Raw genomic sequence first — 16,748 nt, 5'->3', positions numbered from 1 at the left:
TACCCCTCGCCGGTCTGCAACAAAAGATACTCAGCCCGAAATTTAACAAGGGCTGCGTTCATCAAGGCTGTTACAGCCGCCTGAGCGCCACGCTCGACACCGTGTGGTCGGCGCCCTTCTTCAGGATCAGGGTCGCGCGGGGGCGGGTCGGCAGGATGTTGTCCTCGAGATTGGCGAGGTTGGTGCGTTCCCAGATCGCGATCGCGGTGGCGGTGGCTTCCTCGTCCGACAACAGCGCGTAGCGGTTGAAGTAGGATTTTGGATTGGTGAACGCGGTGTCGCGCAGCGACAGGAAGCGCCTGATGTACCACTGCCGCAGCGCGGCCTCGTCGGCGTCGATATAGACCGAGAAATCGAAGAAGTCGGAGACCACGGGCACGGCCTTGCCGTCGCGCGGCAGCTTGCCGGTCTGCAGCACGTTGACGCCCTCGACGATCAGGATGTCGGGCTGGTCGATCTCGGCCCATTGGTTCGGCACGATGTCGTAGGTCAAATGCGAATAGACCGGCGCGCGCACATGGCGGCGGCCGGCCTTGATGTCGGAGAGGAAGCTGAGCAGCAGCGGCAGGTCGTAGCTCTCCGGAAAACCCTTCTTCTGCATGATGCCCTGCCGCTCCAGCACGGCGTTGGGATACAGAAATCCGTCGGTGGTGATCAGCTCGACCTTGGGACGCGGCGACCAGCGCGCCAGCAGCGCCTGAAGCACGCGGGCCGTTGTGGATTTTCCAACCGCGACCGAACCGGCGACGCCGATGATGTAGGGCATCTTGCGGTCGCGGATATTGAGAAACTGGCGCTCCGCGTAATAGAGCCGCTGCATCGCATCGACATAGATCGACAGCAGGCGCGACAGTGGCAGGTAAATGTCCTCGACCTCCTGCAAGTCGAGGCGGTCGTGCAGCGAGCGCAGCCGGTCGAACTCGCCCGGCTCCAGCGTCATGGGCGTGTCGTCGCGCAGTCGCGACCACTCCTCGCGCGTATAGACGCGGTACGGGTTATACTGCTGCTCGGGTGCGCGGATATCCATGACGCGACTCTCCACCTCGGCTAGCTGCCGCCCTTGCGCGACGCCTTTTCTTCCAACCCTGACATATTGGTCCGCTTGTCCAATGCGGCCTCGACCTCTTCCAGCTTTACGCCGCGGGCCTTGAGCAGCACAAGGAAATGATAGAGCAGGTCGGCGCCTTCGGCGATCAGATGCGCGCGATCGTTTTCGACTGCTGCGATTACGGTTTCGACTGCTTCCTCACCGAACTTCTTGGCGCAATGTTCGGCGCCCTTGTCGAGGAGCTTGCGGGTATAGGACGCCTCGCCACCCGCCGCCGCGCGGGCGTCGATGGTCTCGGCCAGATCGTGGATCGTGAAACGCGGCATACAAATACTCGGAAAACGCGCCTCGGCCGGTATTGGCCGTCTATCCGGCGGGATAAGCCGTCCCCACCGATCATGTAGCATTTTTAGGGACGGGAGTCGTCAGGCATCAGGCATCGAGGCGCATGGGCAGCCCGCGCCGGGACATGTGCTCCTTGGCTTCGCGGATGGTGAATTCCCCGAAATGGAAGATCGAGGCGGCCAGCACGGCGGTGGCGTGGCCGTCGCGAATACCGTCGACGAGGTGGTCGAGATTGCCGACGCCGCCCGAAGCGATCACGGGAACGGGAATGCTGTCGGCGATCGCCCGGGTCAGCGGGATGTCGAAACCCTGCCGCGTGCCGTCGCGGTCCATCGAGGTGAGCAGGATTTCACCGGCGCCGAGCGAGACCACCTCCTGGGCGTATTCGATGGCGTCGATGCCGGTCGAGTTGCGGCCGCCATGGGTGAAGATCTCCCAGCGCTCCCCGCCACCGGCGCGCTTGACCCGCTTGGCGTCGATCGCGACCACCACGCACTGCCCGCCGAATTTCTCGGCGGCTTCCTTGACGAACTCGCGCCGTGACACCGCGGCGCTGTTGATCGAGACCTTGTCTGCGCCCGCGCGCAGCAGAGTCTTGATGTCGTTGACCTCACGCACGCCGCCGCCGACGGTCACAGGCATGAAGCAGGCTTCAGCGGTGCGCCGGACCACGTCCAGCATGATGCCGCGATTCTCATGAGTCGCGGTGATGTCGAGGAAAGTGAGCTCGTCGGCGCCGGCTGCGTCATAGGCGATCGCCGCTTCGACGGGGTCACCGGCGTCGCGCAAATCGACGAAGTTGACGCCCTTGACGACCCGGCCGTCCTTGACGTCGAGGCAGGGGATCACGCGCACCTTGAACATCGGAGGTCTCCTAGGCCGCGGCGCGGATCAGGGTAAGGGCGGCTGCGGGATCGAGCCGGCCATCGTAAAGCGCGCGGCCGGCGATCGCGCCGGCGAGCTTTTTCGCGCGCGGCGTCAGCATCGCCTTGACGTCCTCGATCGAGGCGAGGCCGCCGGAGGCGATCACGGGAATCGAGATGGCATCCGCCAGCGCGATGGTCGCATCGAGATTCAGGCCCTTGAGCAGGCCGTCGCGCGCGATGTCGGTGAAGATGATGGCGGCGACGCCGGCATCCTCGAACCGTTGTGCGATCTCCAATACCGTCACCTGCGAGGTCTCGGCCCAGCCTTCGACCGCGACCTTGCCGTCGCGTGCATCGAGCCCGACCGCGACACGGCCGGGGAATTTTCTGGCGGCCGCCTTCACCAATTCGGGGTCGCGTACCGCGGCGGTGCCGATGATGACACGGGTGATGCCCTTGTCGAGCCAGGCTTCGACAGTCGCGAGATCGCGAATGCCGCCACCGAGCTGCACCGGAATCGTGATCGTCTTCAGCATCGCCTCGACGGCCTGCGCATTCACAGGCTTCCCGGCAAACGCGCCGTCGAGATCGACGACATGGAGATACTCAAAGCCCTGCGCGACGAAGCTCTCGGCCTGCGCGGCGGGATTGAGATTGAACACGGTCGCGCGCGCCATGTCGCCCTGTTCGAGGCGCACGCATTGGCCGTTTTTGAGGTCGATCGCCGGAAGGAGAATCACGGTTTCCATCGCAAAAAGTTCGAGATCAGGGCCAAGCCAAAGCGCTGGCTCTTCTCGGGGTGAAACTGCGTCCCGATCGCCGTATCCTTGCCGACGATCGCGGTGACGGGCCCGCCGTAATCGGCGCGCGCGAGCACGTCCGCCTCGTTGGCGGCGTTGAGGTGGTAGGAGTGCACGAAATAAGCGTGCTGGCCCTTGGGGCCGAGCGGCAGCTTGTCTAGCACCGGGTGCTCGCGCAGCACATCGAGCGTATTCCAGCCCATGTGCGGGATCTTGAGGCTCTCGTCGCGCGGCGTGATCTTCTCGACATCGCCGCCGATCCAGTTCAGGCCTTGCGTGATGACATGCTCCTTGCCGCGGGTGGCGAACAGCTGCATGCCGACGCAGATGCCGAACATCGGCCGCGCCTTGACCCGCACCGCTTCGGTGATCGCCTCGACCATGCCGTTGACCGCATCAAGCCCACGCCGGCAATCGGCGAAGGCGCCAACGCCCGGCAGCACCAGACGGTCGGCGCTGTAGGCCTGGTCCGGATCGCTGGTGACGAACACCTTTTGCGGGTTGTCCATGCTGCGCGCGGCGCGCTCGAACGCCTTGGCGGCCGAATGCAGATTGCCGGAACCGTAATCGATGATGGCGACGCTCATCTTGACCCTCCCGGTTCTGGAAACAAACCAATGATGCCACCCGCCGGCATCGGCGGCGGGTTGGAGAACTGCTGACCCGGCACGTTGCGGGTCGGCGGCGGGCCGCCGCGATCGACGGCCCATTGATCGTTGACGATGCCGCGCTGCTTCTGGCTCCAGCGCTCGAAGAAGCGGCGCTCGGCGGTGTCCTCGTCGTCGGAAATCACCACGTCGAGCTGCCGCCATTTTCCGCGCGACAGCGTCCAGCGGCGCAGGCTGGAGGCCTCGAATCCCATCAGCAGCGCGACGATGATGTCGGCGAAGAAGATCGAGGAACGGCCGACGCCGAGGCTGGACAGCCCGACATTGAAGGCGGCAACGAAGATCAGCCAGCCGATCAGCGCCAGCCACAGTCGATTCCACAGCAGCCAGAACGGTCCGAAGATCATCGCCCAGAAATGGAAGCCGTCGCGCACGAAGACGAACTTGTCGGTCGCGCGCAGATCGGCTCCGGCAGGTGAGGGAGCATGAACTGTGTAGACGGACATGGCGATGCCCCGTTCCCTAGGAATTCAGTGATACCGCAAACGGCGCGGGCCGCGGGCCGAAAGATGTCAGCCGCCGAGCGAGCCCTTGGTGGACGGGATTTCGCCCACAGCCTTCGGGTCGATCGCGACCGCCGTGCGCAGCGCCCGCGCCAGACCCTTGAAGCAGGACTCGGCGATATGGTGGCTGTTATCGCCATATAGGGTCTCGACGTGAAGAGTCACGCCCGCGTTCATGGCGAAGGCCTGGAACCACTCGCGCACCAGCTCGGTGTCGAACTCGCCGATCTTGTCGCGGGGGAAGTCGACCTTGAACACCAGGACCGGGCGGCCCGAGATGTCGATGACCACGCGCGACAACGTCTCGTCCATGGGCATGTGCACGCCGGCATAGCGGGTGATGCCCGCCATGTTGCCGAGCGCCTGCTTGAGGGCCTGGCCGAGCGCGATGCCGGTGTCTTCGGTGGTATGGTGATGATCGATGTGCAGATCGCCGACCGCCTTGACCGTGAGGTCGATGCGGGAATGGCGGGCGAGGAGATCGAGCATATGGTCGAAAAAGCCGATGCCGGTCGCGATATTGGACACGCCGGTGCCATCGAGGTTCACGGTGACCTCGATGTCGGTTTCCTTGGTCTTGCGCTTGATCGTCGCGGTGCGCATCAAAACTGGCTTTCATCCTCGTTCGGGGCCGAAAACGCCGGTCTTTTAACAGCCAAATGACGCCTTCGCTACTGCGGGAACGGCGGGCCGGGCCTCTACTTCTGCCTATGGTGAGCGAAATTGGTCCCGGAGCGGCCCGTTGTGCCCCCGCTCCCGACCGCCTAAATCAGCCGGACAACGAGGATCATTCATGCAGGCTTCCCAGAACAGCTCGCCGGTCTGGCACGGCACCACGATTTTGACGGTCCGCAAGGGCGGCACGGTGGTGGTCGGCGGCGACGGCCAGGTCTCGATCGGCCAGACCGTGATCAAGTCCAACGCCAGGAAGGTCCGGAAACTCGGCAAGGGCGACGTCATCGGCGGCTTTGCCGGCGCCACGGCGGATGCTTTCACGCTGTTCGAGCGTCTGGAGGCCAAGCTCGAGCAATATCCGGGGCAATTGACTCGGGCTGCCGTCGAGCTCGCCAAGGACTGGCGCACCGACCGTTATTTGCGGCGCTTGGAGGCCATGATGATCGTGGCCGACAAGGACGTCTCCCTGGTGCTGACAGGCACCGGCGACGTGCTGGAGCCCGAAGCCGGCGTCATGGCGATCGGCTCGGGCGGAAATTATGCGCTGGCGGCCGCCCGCGCTCTGCTCGACACCGACAAGGACGCCGAGACCATCGTCCGCCGCTCCCTCGACATCGCTGCCGACATCTGCGTCTACACCAACCGCAATGTGACCGTCGAAGCGCTGTCCGCCGGGTAGGGCATGGCCCTCGCCTACACCTTCCGCCCGATGACCGCGGCCGACCTGCCGCTGATTCGGCGATGGCTGGGCGAAGCGCATGTGCGGGAATGGTGGGGCGATCCGGACGAGCAGTTCGCGCTTGTCGGCGGCGACCTCGATGAGCCCGACATGGACCAGTTCATCGTGTTGGCCGACGGCAAGCCGTTCGGCTATCTTCAATGCTACCGCCTGACCGCCTGGAATACGGGTCTTGGGCCGCAACCGGAGGGCACGCGTGGCATCGATCAATTCATCGGCGAAAGCGACATGATCGCGCGCGGGCACGGTTCGGCATTCATCCGCCAATTCGCCGACGCGCAGTTGCGGCAGGGGCTGCCCCGCATCGTCACTGATCCTGATCCGCTCAACGCGCGCGCCGTGCGTGCCTATGAGAAGGCCGGCTTTGTCCGCGACCGCATGGTCGAGACGCCCGACGGAGCAGCGCTGCTGATGGTGCGCGAGCCATGACCCTTGCAACCACGCATGAGAGCAAGGCCGCGTTTCCACCGCTCGCCTGGGTCGGCATCGCGCTGCTGCTGCTGGCGATGCAGGCCTCGATCCTGCTTGCGATGGGCCGGGTGCCGATCTGCACTTGCGGCTATGTCAAGCTGTGGCATGGCGTGGTGAACAGCTCGGAAAATTCGCAGCACATCGCCGACTGGTACAGTTTTTCGCACGTCCTGCACGGCTTCCTGTTCTACGGACTGACCTGGCTGCTGTTCGCGCGGCTGCCGTTCGTGTCTCTGTCCTGGCCCGCGCGCCTGATCGTCGCCATGCTGATCGAGGGCGCCTGGGAGATCGTCGAGAACTCGCCTTTCATCATCGAACGCTACCGCGCCGGCACGATCTCGCTGGATTATTTCGGCGACAGCATCGTCAATTCGGTCTCTGACAATCTGTCCATGATGCTGGGCTTCACCGCCGCGCGCCTGCTGCCTGTATCAGTGACGGTCCTGCTCGGGCTCGCCTTCGAAATCATGCTGGCGCTCCATATTCGCGACAATCTGACGCTCAATATCCTGATGCTGATCCATCCGGTCGAGGCCGTGAAACAATGGCAATCGGGCCCGCCGATCATCTGACGGCAAAAAAAGCGGCTTGTCCCGCCACGCATCTGATCCTAGCTAAGGTCCCATGACAGACTTTTCTCCCCGCGAAATCGTTTCCGAACTCGACCGTTTCATCGTCGGCCAGGCCGATGCCAAGCGCGCCGTCTCGATCGCGCTGCGCAACCGCTGGCGGCGACAGCAGCTCGAAGGCTCCTTGCGCGAAGAGGTGCTGCCGAAGAACATTTTGATGATCGGCCCGACCGGCGTCGGCAAGACCGAGATCGCGCGGCGGCTCGCCAAGCTTGCCAACGCGCCGTTCCTGAAGGTCGAGGCGACGAAATTCACCGAGGTCGGCTATGTCGGCCGCGACGTCGAGCAGATCGTGCGCGATCTCGTCGAGGTCGCGATCGCCCAGGTCCGCGAGCGCAAGCGCAAGGACGTGCAGGCACGCGCCCAGCTCGCCGCCGAGGAGCGCGTGCTCGACGCCCTGGTCGGTGCCAATTCCAGCGCCGCAACGCGGGACTCCTTCCGCAAGAAGCTGCGCGCAGGCGAGCTCAACGACAAGGAAATCGAGATCGAGACGCAAGGCGGCGGCAGCGGCTTTCCGATGTTCGAGATCCCGGGCATGCCCGGCGCGCAGATGGGCGCGGTTTCGATCGGCGACATTTTCGGCAAGCTTGGCGGACGCAGCAAGACACGGCGGCTGACGGTGGAGAGCTCGCACGAGATCCTCGTCAACGAGGAATCCGACAAGCTGCTCGACAGCGATCAGTTGACGATGGAGGCGATCAGCGCCGTCGAGAACAACGGCATCGTGTTCCTGGACGAGATCGACAAGATCTGCGCCCGTGAAGGCCGCGCCGGCGGCGACGTCTCGCGCGAGGGCGTGCAGCGCGACCTGCTGCCGCTGATCGAAGGCACCACGGTCTCGACCAAGCACGGCGCGGTGAAGACCGACCACATTCTGTTCATTGCCTCCGGCGCCTTCCACGTCGCAAAGCCGTCCGATTTGTTGCCGGAACTGCAGGGCCGCCTGCCGATCCGCGTCGAGCTGCAGGCGCTGACCCGCGACGACATGCGCCGCATCCTGACCGAGCCGGAGGCCTCGCTGATCAAGCAATATGTCGCGTTGATGCAGACCGAGGGCGTCACGCTCGACATCACCGACAACGCCATCGACGCGCTGGCCGACGTCGCTGTGGCCGTGAATTCCACCGTCGAGAACATCGGCGCGCGGCGGCTGCAGACGGTGATGGAGCGGGTGCTGGACGAGATCTCCTTCACCGCCCCCGACCGCAGCGGCGAGACCGTCAGGGTCGATGCCGATTTCGTGCAGAAGCACGTCGGCGACCTCGCCAAGAACGCGGATTTGAGCCGGTTCATTTTGTAAATCCGGGCGGCCGCGCTATGGATGCGGCGTGACCGCACGCATCCTGCAAAACCCCTGGCGCATCCTGCTCGCGATCAACGCGGCGGTCATCGTCGGCGTCTTCGTTCACAAGATCCAGCTGCCGCCTTACGTCCCCTACATCCACCTCCTCGTCGATTATCATTTCGGCTTCATCAAGCGCGCGCTGATCGGTGCGATCGTCGCCCTGTTCACCGACAAGGTGCCGCTATGGCTGGTGTTCGCGCTCGGCGGCGCGACATGGCTGGTGACGCTCGGTCTTTATGTAAGACTATTCGAGCGGACGTTCGGCTTCACCGCGAAGACATTGCCGCTGTTCGTCTTCATCGCGGGCTCGCCGTTCTTCCTCAAGAATTTCGTGCACACGCTCGGCCATTTCGACATCTATGGCTGCGCGCTGGCGATCATCCTGCTGCTGGTGCCGGCTGGCTCGCTGCTGTTCGTGGCGCTCGCCGCGCTGTTCTCGGTGGTTCTCGTCCTGATCCACCACATCCATCTCCTGATGTATGTGCCGACCATCGTCACCATCGTCGTGATCAGGCACTATCTGACGCACGGCTGCGGTCGCACCGATGTCGCGTTCGGCATCATTGCCTTGGTTGCCGTCTCCGCGCTGTTCTTCGCCGCGCAATTTTGGGGAACGATGCCGATCCCGGAGGCGGATTTCGTTGCCTATCTGAAGAGCCGGATGGCCGATCCGTCGCGGACCGACCTGCTGCAGTTCGCCTACATCTGGTATCAGCCGCTGGCGCGGGAGATTTCCGACACCTGGGGCCGCCTGCCCCACAACATCCTCGGCGTGCCCGTGTTCGCGCTGCTGATCTGGCTGCACACACCGCTGTGGCGCTATTTTGCGAACCTCATCGCTGCGCTCGCAAACGACACGCATCGCCGTCTCGTGGTCGCGGCGCTCGCCGGCATCAGCCTCGCCTGTCTCGTGATGTTCGCGATGGTGTTCGACTATTCGCGCTGGATCTCGAACTGGGCCGTCTGCATGTTCCTGATCCTGCACGCGGTGAAGATGCTTCCCGCCGCGCGCGAGACGCCGCTGATACCGGCCGAGGATCGGAAGACAAATATCTTCGGCCTGATCCTCACCCTGATCCCCCGCGTCGGAATCGTGCGGCCGTTCTAATATCTCGCCCGCCTGATCCGCACGTAAAGCGCGCCCTCACCGCCATGGCCGATGCCGGCTTCCTCGAACCCCACGACGAAGGCGCGGAATTCCGGCAGGCTCAGCCATTCCGGCACCTGACGGCGCAGCACGCCGCTTTCGCCGCCGCTTCGGCCCTTGCCGGTGATGACGAGCACGAAGGTCAGGCCGTCATGATGGGCGCGGTGCAGGAAGCCGGTCAGTGCGCGATGGGCGCGCATCTGGGTCATGCCGTGCAGATCGAGCCGCGCCTCGATCTCGCTACGCCCGCGCGACAGCTTTGTGCGCTCGCGTTTGCCGAGCGGCGCCAGCGGCGGCACGGCCGGCTTCGCTGCACGCGGTGCCGGGGCAGCGGCAATCGGACGTGGCGATGACGTAGGCCGCATGGCGGGCGCTGCAGGGGAAGGCTCGGTGCGCGGTGCGGCCTGCACCTTGGCGGCACGATGCTTCCTCAGCGGCTTGACCTGCTTGGCGATCGCATCCCACAGCGCGCGCTCTTCCTCGCTCAGCGCGCGACGGCGCGGCGAGGGACGAGGCTCCAGCACGGGCAGACGGGACGATCGCTTCATTGCTGCCGATGGGAACGATTTTTCACCGGCCGCCGCGGCTCCTGAACTGGCTCGATTACGGGACGCGGCACCGGTAGCGGGACTGGACCGGCGACAGCGACGGTCTCGCTCGTGCTTTGCGCCACGGCTGCCGCCGGCTTCTCCTTCGCGGTCTCCGTTTGCGGAAACAGCTTTGCGATCTTCTCCGAAGGCCTGGGGTCCGGCACCGGGAGCCGCGCGGCGCGCGCCGTGGGATCGACGCCCTTCGGCACCAGCATCACGAAATGCATGGCATGGCGCAGTCGACCGGAGACCCGGCCGGCCTCCTGACCCGCGCCGAAATAGAGATCGGCGCGCGCGGGCCCGATGATGGCCGAGCCGGTGTCCTGCGCGATCATCAAGCGATGGAACGGCGTCTTCGCGCGTTCGGACTCGATCGGCAGCTCGCCTTCGATGAAAAACGGCGTGCCGTAGACGTGGAGCGATTTGTCGACCGCGATCGAGCGGCCGGCCGTCAGCGGAATGCCCTGCGCACCGACCGCCTCTTCCTTGTCGGACAGATTGACCTCGCGGAAGAAGATGTAGGAGCGGTTCTGGCGCCGCAGTTCCTTGGCGCCGTCGGGAGTCTGGGCCATCCACTCCCTGATCTTCTGCATCGACATCTCTTCCTTTGGAATGATGCCGCGCTCGATCAGGATGCGACCGACCGCCGTGTAGGGATAGCCGTTATAGGCGTCGTAATTGAGCCGGACCGTGCCGCCGTCGTCGAACTTGATCCGCGCCGAACCCTGGATCTGGGCGAACAGCAGATCTGTCAGGTCCTTCAGCCAGGCAATCTCGAGTCCGCGGCCGGCGATCTTGCCGTCCTCGATCTCGGCGCGGTCGTAATAGGGCACGAGCTTGCGGCGGCCGATCTTGCGATAGACCGGGCCCTTGTTGGGCAGGCTGACCGAATCCTGCTTGTAGCCGCGCACGAAAAGATTCGAGGGGCGGCGATAGACCGGGACGTTGTAGACGTCGGTCTGCGTGCGCGATCCCTCCAGTACCGGCTCATAATAGCCGGTGACGAAACCATCGGGCTCACCGAGGCGAGATATCCGCAGCGGCGCAAAATTCTCCTCGAAGAAGGTTTTGGCCCTGGCGTCGTCGGTAAGCTCGAGCGATTTGGCGACCCGACAGGGTTCGGCCAGCGAGGCGCCCAAGGCCTTCGGTTCGGGAGCGCCGGTCTGCGCGCTGATCGGACGGCAGCTGGCGCGAAAGGTCTTATAGGCGGCGAGATGATTGTCATCGCCCCAGCCCTTCACGTCGGCCCAGGCCAGCGGCAGATATTGCGCGCCGGGAATCTCGAACGGCAGCGGAAGCTGCGGATACGGCAAGGCGCGCGGCGGCGCGGCGGGCAATTCCGGGAGATGATGGTGATGGCTGCGATAGTGGCGCCGCGCCGCCTCGGCGCCGAGTGAAAACGACGACAGCGCGACGGCACCTGCGCAAAGCGCCGTCGCGCTGGTCTTCAGGAAAGCCTTAATTCGCGCTTCCGGTGCCAACCAGCTTCCAGTTCGGATCGCGAGAGGTGATGTCGCGGGCGAAAGTCCAGATGTCGGTGATGTCGGCGACCGTGTCGGCGCTGCCGTCGACGATGTTGCCGGACTTGTCTCGGGTGGCCGAGATCATCTGCGAGACGAAGCGGATCGTGAGCTGGGCGGTGCGGTCGCGCAGCTCGGCGCCGACGAGCTCGGCCTTGTCGATCGAGACAAAGCGCGTCTCGGTCTTCTGCTCGTTCTTCTCGCGCTCCTTGATCGCGGCATCGAAGCTGTCATAGACCTCCGACGACAACAGGTCCTTCAGCGAACGGCGGTCGCCATTGGCAAAGGCCAGCACGATCATCTCATAGGCGCCGCGGGCGCCGGAGATGAAATGGCGCGGATCGAAGGTGGAATCCTTTTCGACAATGGAGTCGAGACCCTGGGCGAGCACGGTGCCCGGCTCGGTCAGGCCCTTCCAGCGGTCGGAGGGCGGGGTCGGCTCGGCCGTCGGCGCCAAGGGGGCCTGGTCGATGACCTTGCCCGGCATGGTGACGACGTTCTTGTCCTGGGCACCCTGGAGCGCGTTGCGGTCGAACGGCGGCCGCTCGTTACCGGTGCGCTGCCCCAGCACACTGCGCAGCCTCAGAAAGATGAAGACCGCCAGCGCCAGGAAGATGATGGTGTAGATGTCCACGTCGTATTCGCTTTCTGGTCGTCTGTAGAAGGGGCCGTTCGAAGGGGTCGTGCCGGGAAAATCGATCCGGCCAGTAGACCGTTCCATACCGGAACGGCAAGTCTACATCACCATTTCGGGTCCGCGCGTCAGGTCCGTGGGATGTAGGCACGAAATCTTGCCCGGCCAATGGCGCCTTTTGGCACAGCACCGAGTGTAGCGCATTTTATGCTTAAGGGGAAACCCGATCCTGCCCGGAAATCGCGCATCTTCAATCGTTTAAGCCGCGGTTACGCCGGATCGACGGGGTGAACGCCATAGTTGTGAGCGTGGCCGGAATTCCCCATCCGGGACCGTTCGTCCTTGTGGAACGAGGTAGCCCTATGTTAGCCAACCGCCGCGAAATTCAGCCCAATCGGGTAAGGAGACACTCTTATGACCAACGGTAACGGCACCCCTCCCGAGGCGGCCCAGGCTCCCCAGCTCAACGTCCTGGCGCAATATACCAAGGACCTCTCGTTCGAAAATCCGAACGCGCCCAGCTCGCTCCAGCAGCAGAGCCAGCCGCCCCAGATCAACATCCAGATCAATGTCAGCGCCAACAATCTCAGCGAACAGGAGTTCGAGGTGACGTTGTCGGTCGAGGGCAAGGCCGAGACCGCCGGCAAGATCATGTTCTCGTTCGAGCTCGCTTATGCCGGCGTGTTCCGAATCTCCAACGTGCCGAAGGACAATTTGCATCCGCTGGTCATGATCGAATGCCCGCGACTGCTGTTCCCGTTCGCCCGTGAGATCATCGCCACGGCCGTGCGTGACGGCGGGTTCCCGCCTTTGATGCTGGATCCGGTCGACTTCGTCGGCCTCTATCGCCAGAACATGGAGCGGCAAATGGCCGCTCAGCCGAGCGGCCAGGCTTAACCAGCCAAAGGGGCAGCTGGAGCGGGCAAGAACTCGTTCCAGATCGCCTTGTCGCCGAGCGTTGCGATGAAGGTCCGGTGGGCCTCGCGCTCGGCGTCTGAAATCCGCGGGGTGAGCGGCGCCGGCCGTTGCCGCCGAGGCGCATCGGCAGCCCCATTGGCGCGAGTTTCCTCGGATTCCGAAGCCAGCAGCAGCTGCGATTGCCGCGCCCCGACCAGATCCACATAGACTTCCGCTAGCAGCTCGGCGTCGAGCAACGCGCCGTGCTTGGTGCGGCGCGAATTGTCGATCGCATAGCGCGAGCAGAGATCGTCGAGCCGGTTCGACACGCCGGGATGCTTGCGCCGTGCCAGCAGCAGCGTATCGACCAGCCGCTCACGCGGGATCGCCGGGCGCTTGATCCGGTCGAGCTCGGCATTGATGAAGCTGATGTCGAACGAGGCATTGTGGATCACCAGCGGCGCGTCGCCGATGAACTCCAGAAAATCGTCCACGACCTCGTGGAACAGCTGCTTGGTCGCCAGAAACTCGGCCGACAGCCCGTGCACCGCAAAGGCTTCTGCCGGCATGTCCCTTTCGGGATTGATGTAGACGTGGAAGCTCTGCCCCGTCGGCATGCGATTGAGCATCTCGACGCAGCCGATTTCGACCAGGCGGTCTCCCCGCAGCGGATCGAGGCCGGTGGTTTCGGTGTCGAGAACGATTTCGCGCATGATCTGAGAAGCCGTGTCAGGCGGCGAATCAGGCTCGCCGCTGCGGCATCTTAACGACCTCGGCGAGGATGTGCGCGATTTGGGCGCGCACCGGATCGAGTCCATGGGACGTATCCACCACGAAATCGGCACGCCTGCGCTTTTCCGCATCGGGTGTCTGCTTGGCGATGATGGCGTCGAGCTTGGCCTCGTCCATCGTGCCGCGCGCCAGCACCCGCTCACGCTGCAGTTCCGGAGATGTGGTCACCACGACCACGGCATCGACCCGCGTCTCGCCACCAGTCTCGAACAGCAGCGGAATGTCCAGTACCACGACCGGCGCGTTGGCGGCTTCGGCGTCGGCGAAGAATTTTTTCCGGGAAGCGCCGAGCATCGGATGGACGATCTGCTCGAGCTGCTTGATGGCGGCAGCATCGTGCACCACACGCGCCGACAGTTTTGGCCGATCGACCTTGCCGTTCGCGGTGGTGCCGGGGAAGGCGGCCTCGATCGCGGGCGCAGCCTCGCCCTCATAGAGCTGATGGACGGCCGCATCAGCATCGTAGACAGGGACACCAGCCTCCGCGAATAATTTCGCGGTGGTGGATTTGCCCATCCCGATCGAGCCGGTCAGTCCCAGGATTCGCATCAGCGCCCAGCCATCTCTGCTATTCACACCGCAACTAGCCGCTCGCGCCGCAGGAACGCAAGCAGCGGCAGCAGAGGCAGACCGAGAATGGTGAAATGGTCGCCCTCGATACGCTCGAACAAATGGATCCCCAGGCTTTCGAGCTGATAGCCGCCGACGCTGGTGGTGACGGCATCGCCGGCGATGTCGAGATAGGCCGAAAGCTCGGCCTCGGTCATCTGCCGCATGGTGAGGCGTGCAACCGAAACGTCCTCGAAGATGATCTCGCCATCACGTGCTATCGCCACTGCGGAATTCAGCTCGTGGCTATGGCCGGCGAGATCGCGCAGTTGCGCCAGCGCCTGGGCGCGGCCCGCAGGCTTGTTGAAGAGGCAATCACCAAGCGCCAGCGTTTGATCCGCACCGATGACGGTGCTTCCAGCGTGATGGGCCGAGACTGCTCTGGCCTTTTCGCGCGCCAGCAGCAACGCAATCTCGCGCGGACCAGAAAGCCCGGAGGCGGCCTGGATGCCGCGCTCGTCGATATCAGCCGTGATCGCCTTGAACTCGAGACCGGCATTGGCCAGCAGCATCTTTCGCGCGCTGCTCTGCGAGGCCAGGATCAACGAAGATTTGCCGAGCCACAGACTCATCGCGAACTGTTCCAAAAGCTATTCAGAAGGCCGGTTACGCTGGCGATCACTATAGAGTTTCATGATAGCCGCGGCGGTTTCCTCGATCGAGCGCCGCGTGACGTCGAGCAGCGGCCAATCATGCTTGGCGCTCAGCTTGCGGGCAAATGCGACCTCTTCGGCGACCGACTGCTTGTCGGTATAGGTGTCGCTGCTGGAATCGGCGCCCATGGAGAGCAGACGGTTCGTGCGCACCTGAATCAACCGTTCCGGCGTCGCATGCAAGCTCACCACCAGCGGTCGCGTCAACGTTTCCAGTTGCGAGGGCACCGGAATGCCTGGAACTAGCGGCACGTTGGCGGTGCGGATGCCACGGTTGGCAAGATAGATCGAGGTCGGGGTCTTGGAGGTGCGGGAGACACCGACGAGCACCACGTCCGCATCATCGAGACCTTCGACATGCTGGCCGTCATCGTGGATCATCGTGTAGTTCAACGCGTCGATGCGCTTGAAGTATTCGGCATTGAGGACGTGCTGGGCGCCGACCCGGCCGGTCGTGGCAGCTCCGAGATAGGCCTCGAACAACTGCATCACCGGGCCGATGATCGACAGGCTCGGAACATTGATCCCCTTGCACTTGTCCTCGAGCCTGGCGACCAGATCCTTCTCGAGCAGCGTGAACAGCACGATTCCCGGTGCTTCCTCGATCTCGTCGAGCACGCGATCAAGCTGTTTCTGACTGCGCACCAACGGATAGACGTGCTCGACCGGGGTCACGTTGGCGTACTGGGCGGCAACGGCGCGCGCCACCGTGATCAGCGTCTCACCGGTGGAGTCGGAGACGAGGTGCAGATGGAAATAATTGCTCGAGGTCGGCACAAAAGCCCTTTGTATGAAACCGGTGTGGTTTGTGGATTTCTGTGGAGCTTAACCCCTTGGAAAGGGATGTGCGACACCGGGGGCGGGACAAGTGCCAATTTTCTTCACACCACTGCCCCTGAGAACAACTTCGACGCCCTTCCGAAAGGGAAACGGGATTGCGTCGATAACCCTCTTGATAAGCTGCCGACAGAAACGCGCAAGCCTTTGAAGCTGACCGACTTATCGAAAGCGGCCAGAGCGATCAGGGATATGTTGATGGATGTGAACAAGCGCGTGTGAACGGGCGGACGGAAATGTGTGAGTCCAATTCACCGTCACATAGACTCAAACCTTAAGAATCTAAGATTCTTATTGGAGAAGGGCGCTACGGACGGATATGTGTGCAGGCAAGACCTTAACGACTCCTTACTATCCCCAGCGTTCCCCCTCGGCTGGGCAGGAATCCGGACCCCAGACATGTTTGAAGACGTCTACCTCTGGATCAAGGCGCTGCATGTGATCGCAGTCATCTCCTGGATGGCGGGCATGCTCTATTTGCCGCGGCTGTTCGTTTATCATTGCGAGGCCGAGATCGGCTCGAAGCAGTCGGAAACGTTCAAGACCATGGAACGGCGGCTGTTCAAGGCGATCATCAATCCCGCCATGATCGTGACCTGGCTCGCCGGGCTCTACCTGGCCTGGGCTGGACATTGGTTCACTTTCGGCTGGCTGCACGTAAAACTGGCACTGGTCCTGGCAATGTCGGCGATCCACGGCTTTTTTTCGCGCTGGTTGAAGGATTTCGCGGCGGACCGGCGCCCCCGAAGCCAGAAATTTTATCGCATTATCAACGAGGTACCGACCGCCTTGATGATTCTGATCGTCATCATGGTGATCGTGAAGCCGTTCTAGGCAGGGGCAGCGAACAATCGCTCAGTGCTTCTGCTTGCGGAGTGTGAGGCGATTTTCTATATTAGCGATATCCCACCCAACGCAGGCGGATGTGGTCGTGTCTGAGCTTTCCAGAGGCCGGACACCCCATCAGGTTTGAAGCCTCA

Annotated in this window: 22 protein-coding genes; 8 read left to right on the top strand and 14 right to left on the bottom strand. The window is 63.4% G+C overall.

What is annotated here, in order from left to right; translation table 11 throughout:
- Positions 1 to 70: 70 nt before the first annotated feature.
- From coaA to hisB, 7 genes are all read right to left on the bottom strand, one after another.
- The gene (coaA, locus tag AC0L20_RS08895) at positions 71 to 1,027 is read right to left on the bottom strand and encodes a type I pantothenate kinase (RefSeq protein ID WP_027514807.1); all 957 of its coding nucleotides are present in this window, start codon (positions 1,025 to 1,027) and stop codon (positions 71 to 73) included.
- A 20-nt stretch (positions 1,028 to 1,047) separates the two neighbouring features.
- Positions 1,048 to 1,374: a phosphoribosyl-ATP diphosphatase gene (locus AC0L20_RS08890; protein ID WP_007598445.1), complete on the bottom strand. Its 327-nt coding sequence runs from the start codon at positions 1,372 to 1,374 to the stop codon at positions 1,048 to 1,050.
- Between the two features lie 106 nt (positions 1,375 to 1,480).
- Positions 1,481 to 2,257, bottom strand: a complete 777-nt coding sequence (hisF, locus tag AC0L20_RS08885) for an imidazole glycerol phosphate synthase subunit HisF (protein WP_007604055.1) — start codon at positions 2,255 to 2,257, stop codon at positions 1,481 to 1,483.
- A 10-nt stretch (positions 2,258 to 2,267) separates the two neighbouring features.
- Positions 2,268 to 3,008: a 1-(5-phosphoribosyl)-5-[(5-phosphoribosylamino)methylideneamino]imidazole-4-carboxamide isomerase gene (gene hisA / locus AC0L20_RS08880; protein WP_473288228.1), complete on the bottom strand. Its 741-nt coding sequence runs from the start codon at positions 3,006 to 3,008 to the stop codon at positions 2,268 to 2,270.
- Positions 2,996 to 3,646: an imidazole glycerol phosphate synthase subunit HisH gene (hisH, locus tag AC0L20_RS08875; RefSeq protein ID WP_027514809.1), complete on the bottom strand. Its 651-nt coding sequence runs from the start codon at positions 3,644 to 3,646 to the stop codon at positions 2,996 to 2,998. Before hisH ends, hisA begins: the two co-directional genes overlap by 13 nt.
- Positions 3,643 to 4,173: a DUF2628 domain-containing protein gene (locus AC0L20_RS08870; protein WP_473288227.1), complete on the bottom strand. Its 531-nt coding sequence runs from the start codon at positions 4,171 to 4,173 to the stop codon at positions 3,643 to 3,645. Before AC0L20_RS08870 ends, hisH begins: the two co-directional genes overlap by 4 nt.
- Positions 4,174 to 4,239: 66 nt before the next feature.
- Positions 4,240 to 4,833: an imidazoleglycerol-phosphate dehydratase HisB gene (gene hisB / locus AC0L20_RS08865; protein ID WP_106943953.1), complete on the bottom strand. Its 594-nt coding sequence runs from the start codon at positions 4,831 to 4,833 to the stop codon at positions 4,240 to 4,242.
- A 190-nt stretch (positions 4,834 to 5,023) separates the two neighbouring features.
- Here hisB and hslV point away from each other — a divergent pair, with 190 nt between their 5' ends.
- Genes hslV through AC0L20_RS08840 form a run of 5 tightly spaced genes read left to right on the top strand, consistent with a single transcriptional unit; the run spans position 5,024 to position 9,197 of the window.
- Positions 5,024 to 5,584: an ATP-dependent protease subunit HslV gene (hslV, locus tag AC0L20_RS08860; RefSeq protein WP_354172020.1), complete on the top strand. Its 561-nt coding sequence runs from the start codon at positions 5,024 to 5,026 to the stop codon at positions 5,582 to 5,584.
- Between the two features lie 3 nt (positions 5,585 to 5,587).
- Complete coding sequence (locus tag AC0L20_RS08855; RefSeq protein ID WP_473288226.1) at positions 5,588 to 6,073, top strand: GNAT family N-acetyltransferase; 486 nt, start codon at positions 5,588 to 5,590, stop codon at positions 6,071 to 6,073.
- The gene (locus AC0L20_RS08850; protein ID WP_473288225.1) at positions 6,070 to 6,687 is read left to right on the top strand and encodes a DUF2585 domain-containing protein; all 618 of its coding nucleotides are present in this window, start codon (positions 6,070 to 6,072) and stop codon (positions 6,685 to 6,687) included. Before AC0L20_RS08855 ends, AC0L20_RS08850 begins: the two co-directional genes overlap by 4 nt.
- A gap of 52 nt (positions 6,688 to 6,739) precedes the next feature.
- Positions 6,740 to 8,044 carry an ATP-dependent protease ATPase subunit HslU gene (gene hslU / locus AC0L20_RS08845; RefSeq protein WP_473288224.1) on the top strand — a complete coding sequence of 435 codons (1,305 nt, stop codon included), beginning with the start codon at positions 6,740 to 6,742 and terminating at the stop codon, positions 8,042 to 8,044.
- 28 nt (positions 8,045 to 8,072) lie between these two features.
- Positions 8,073 to 9,197 carry a hypothetical protein gene (locus tag AC0L20_RS08840; RefSeq protein ID WP_473288223.1) on the top strand — a complete coding sequence of 375 codons (1,125 nt, stop codon included), beginning with the start codon at positions 8,073 to 8,075 and terminating at the stop codon, positions 9,195 to 9,197.
- Here the strand turns inward: AC0L20_RS08840 and AC0L20_RS08835 are convergent.
- Genes AC0L20_RS08835 through AC0L20_RS08825 form a run of 3 tightly spaced genes read right to left on the bottom strand, consistent with a single transcriptional unit; the run spans position 9,194 to position 11,980 of the window.
- On the bottom strand, positions 9,194 to 9,784 hold the full coding sequence (locus tag AC0L20_RS08835) for a Smr/MutS family protein (protein ID WP_473288222.1): 591 nt from the start codon (positions 9,782 to 9,784) through the stop codon (positions 9,194 to 9,196). The two genes, AC0L20_RS08840 and AC0L20_RS08835, sit on opposite strands and share 4 nt — an antisense overlap.
- On the bottom strand, positions 9,781 to 11,307 hold the full coding sequence (mltA, locus tag AC0L20_RS08830) for a murein transglycosylase A (protein ID WP_473288221.1): 1,527 nt from the start codon (positions 11,305 to 11,307) through the stop codon (positions 9,781 to 9,783). Before mltA ends, AC0L20_RS08835 begins: the two co-directional genes overlap by 4 nt.
- Complete coding sequence (locus AC0L20_RS08825) at positions 11,285 to 11,980, bottom strand: Tim44/TimA family putative adaptor protein (RefSeq protein WP_456766923.1); 696 nt, start codon at positions 11,978 to 11,980, stop codon at positions 11,285 to 11,287. The genes mltA and AC0L20_RS08825 overlap by 23 nt, the downstream gene beginning before the upstream one ends.
- Positions 11,981 to 12,394: 414 nt before the next feature.
- Between AC0L20_RS08825 and secB the strand changes: the two genes are divergently transcribed.
- Complete coding sequence (secB, locus tag AC0L20_RS08820) at positions 12,395 to 12,877, top strand: protein-export chaperone SecB (RefSeq protein ID WP_007598595.1); 483 nt, start codon at positions 12,395 to 12,397, stop codon at positions 12,875 to 12,877.
- Here secB and dnaQ read toward each other — a convergent pair.
- The 4 genes from dnaQ to AC0L20_RS08800 are packed head-to-tail and all read right to left on the bottom strand — an operon-like array spanning position 12,874 to position 15,708.
- Positions 12,874 to 13,590 carry a DNA polymerase III subunit epsilon gene (gene dnaQ, locus AC0L20_RS08815; protein WP_473288220.1) on the bottom strand — a complete coding sequence of 239 codons (717 nt, stop codon included), beginning with the start codon at positions 13,588 to 13,590 and terminating at the stop codon, positions 12,874 to 12,876. The two genes, secB and dnaQ, sit on opposite strands and share 4 nt — an antisense overlap.
- A gap of 28 nt (positions 13,591 to 13,618) precedes the next feature.
- Complete coding sequence (gene coaE, locus AC0L20_RS08810; RefSeq protein ID WP_247285461.1) at positions 13,619 to 14,218, bottom strand: dephospho-CoA kinase; 600 nt, start codon at positions 14,216 to 14,218, stop codon at positions 13,619 to 13,621.
- A 23-nt stretch (positions 14,219 to 14,241) separates the two neighbouring features.
- Entirely contained in the window at positions 14,242 to 14,850 is a 609-nt protein-coding gene (locus tag AC0L20_RS08805) for a Maf family protein (protein ID WP_473288219.1), read from the bottom strand.
- 18 nt (positions 14,851 to 14,868) lie between these two features.
- Positions 14,869 to 15,708 carry a pyruvate, water dikinase regulatory protein gene (locus AC0L20_RS08800; protein ID WP_027514822.1) on the bottom strand — a complete coding sequence of 280 codons (840 nt, stop codon included), beginning with the start codon at positions 15,706 to 15,708 and terminating at the stop codon, positions 14,869 to 14,871.
- Between the two features lie 66 nt (positions 15,709 to 15,774).
- Between AC0L20_RS08800 and AC0L20_RS08795 the strand changes: the two genes are divergently transcribed.
- Both AC0L20_RS08795 and hemJ read left to right on the top strand, forming a co-directional pair.
- Positions 15,775 to 15,990, top strand: a complete 216-nt coding sequence (locus AC0L20_RS08795) for a hypothetical protein (protein WP_473288218.1) — start codon at positions 15,775 to 15,777, stop codon at positions 15,988 to 15,990.
- Positions 15,991 to 16,167: 177 nt separating this feature from the next.
- Entirely contained in the window at positions 16,168 to 16,602 is a 435-nt protein-coding gene (hemJ, locus tag AC0L20_RS08790; RefSeq protein WP_473288217.1) for a protoporphyrinogen oxidase HemJ, read from the top strand.
- The last annotated feature ends 146 nt before the right edge of the window (positions 16,603 to 16,748 follow it).

The organism is Bradyrhizobium sp. Kon58 (assembly GCF_055807455.1).
Note: the sequence above shows the minus strand (reverse complement) of the source record. Positions and strands in the feature narration are given on the sequence as shown.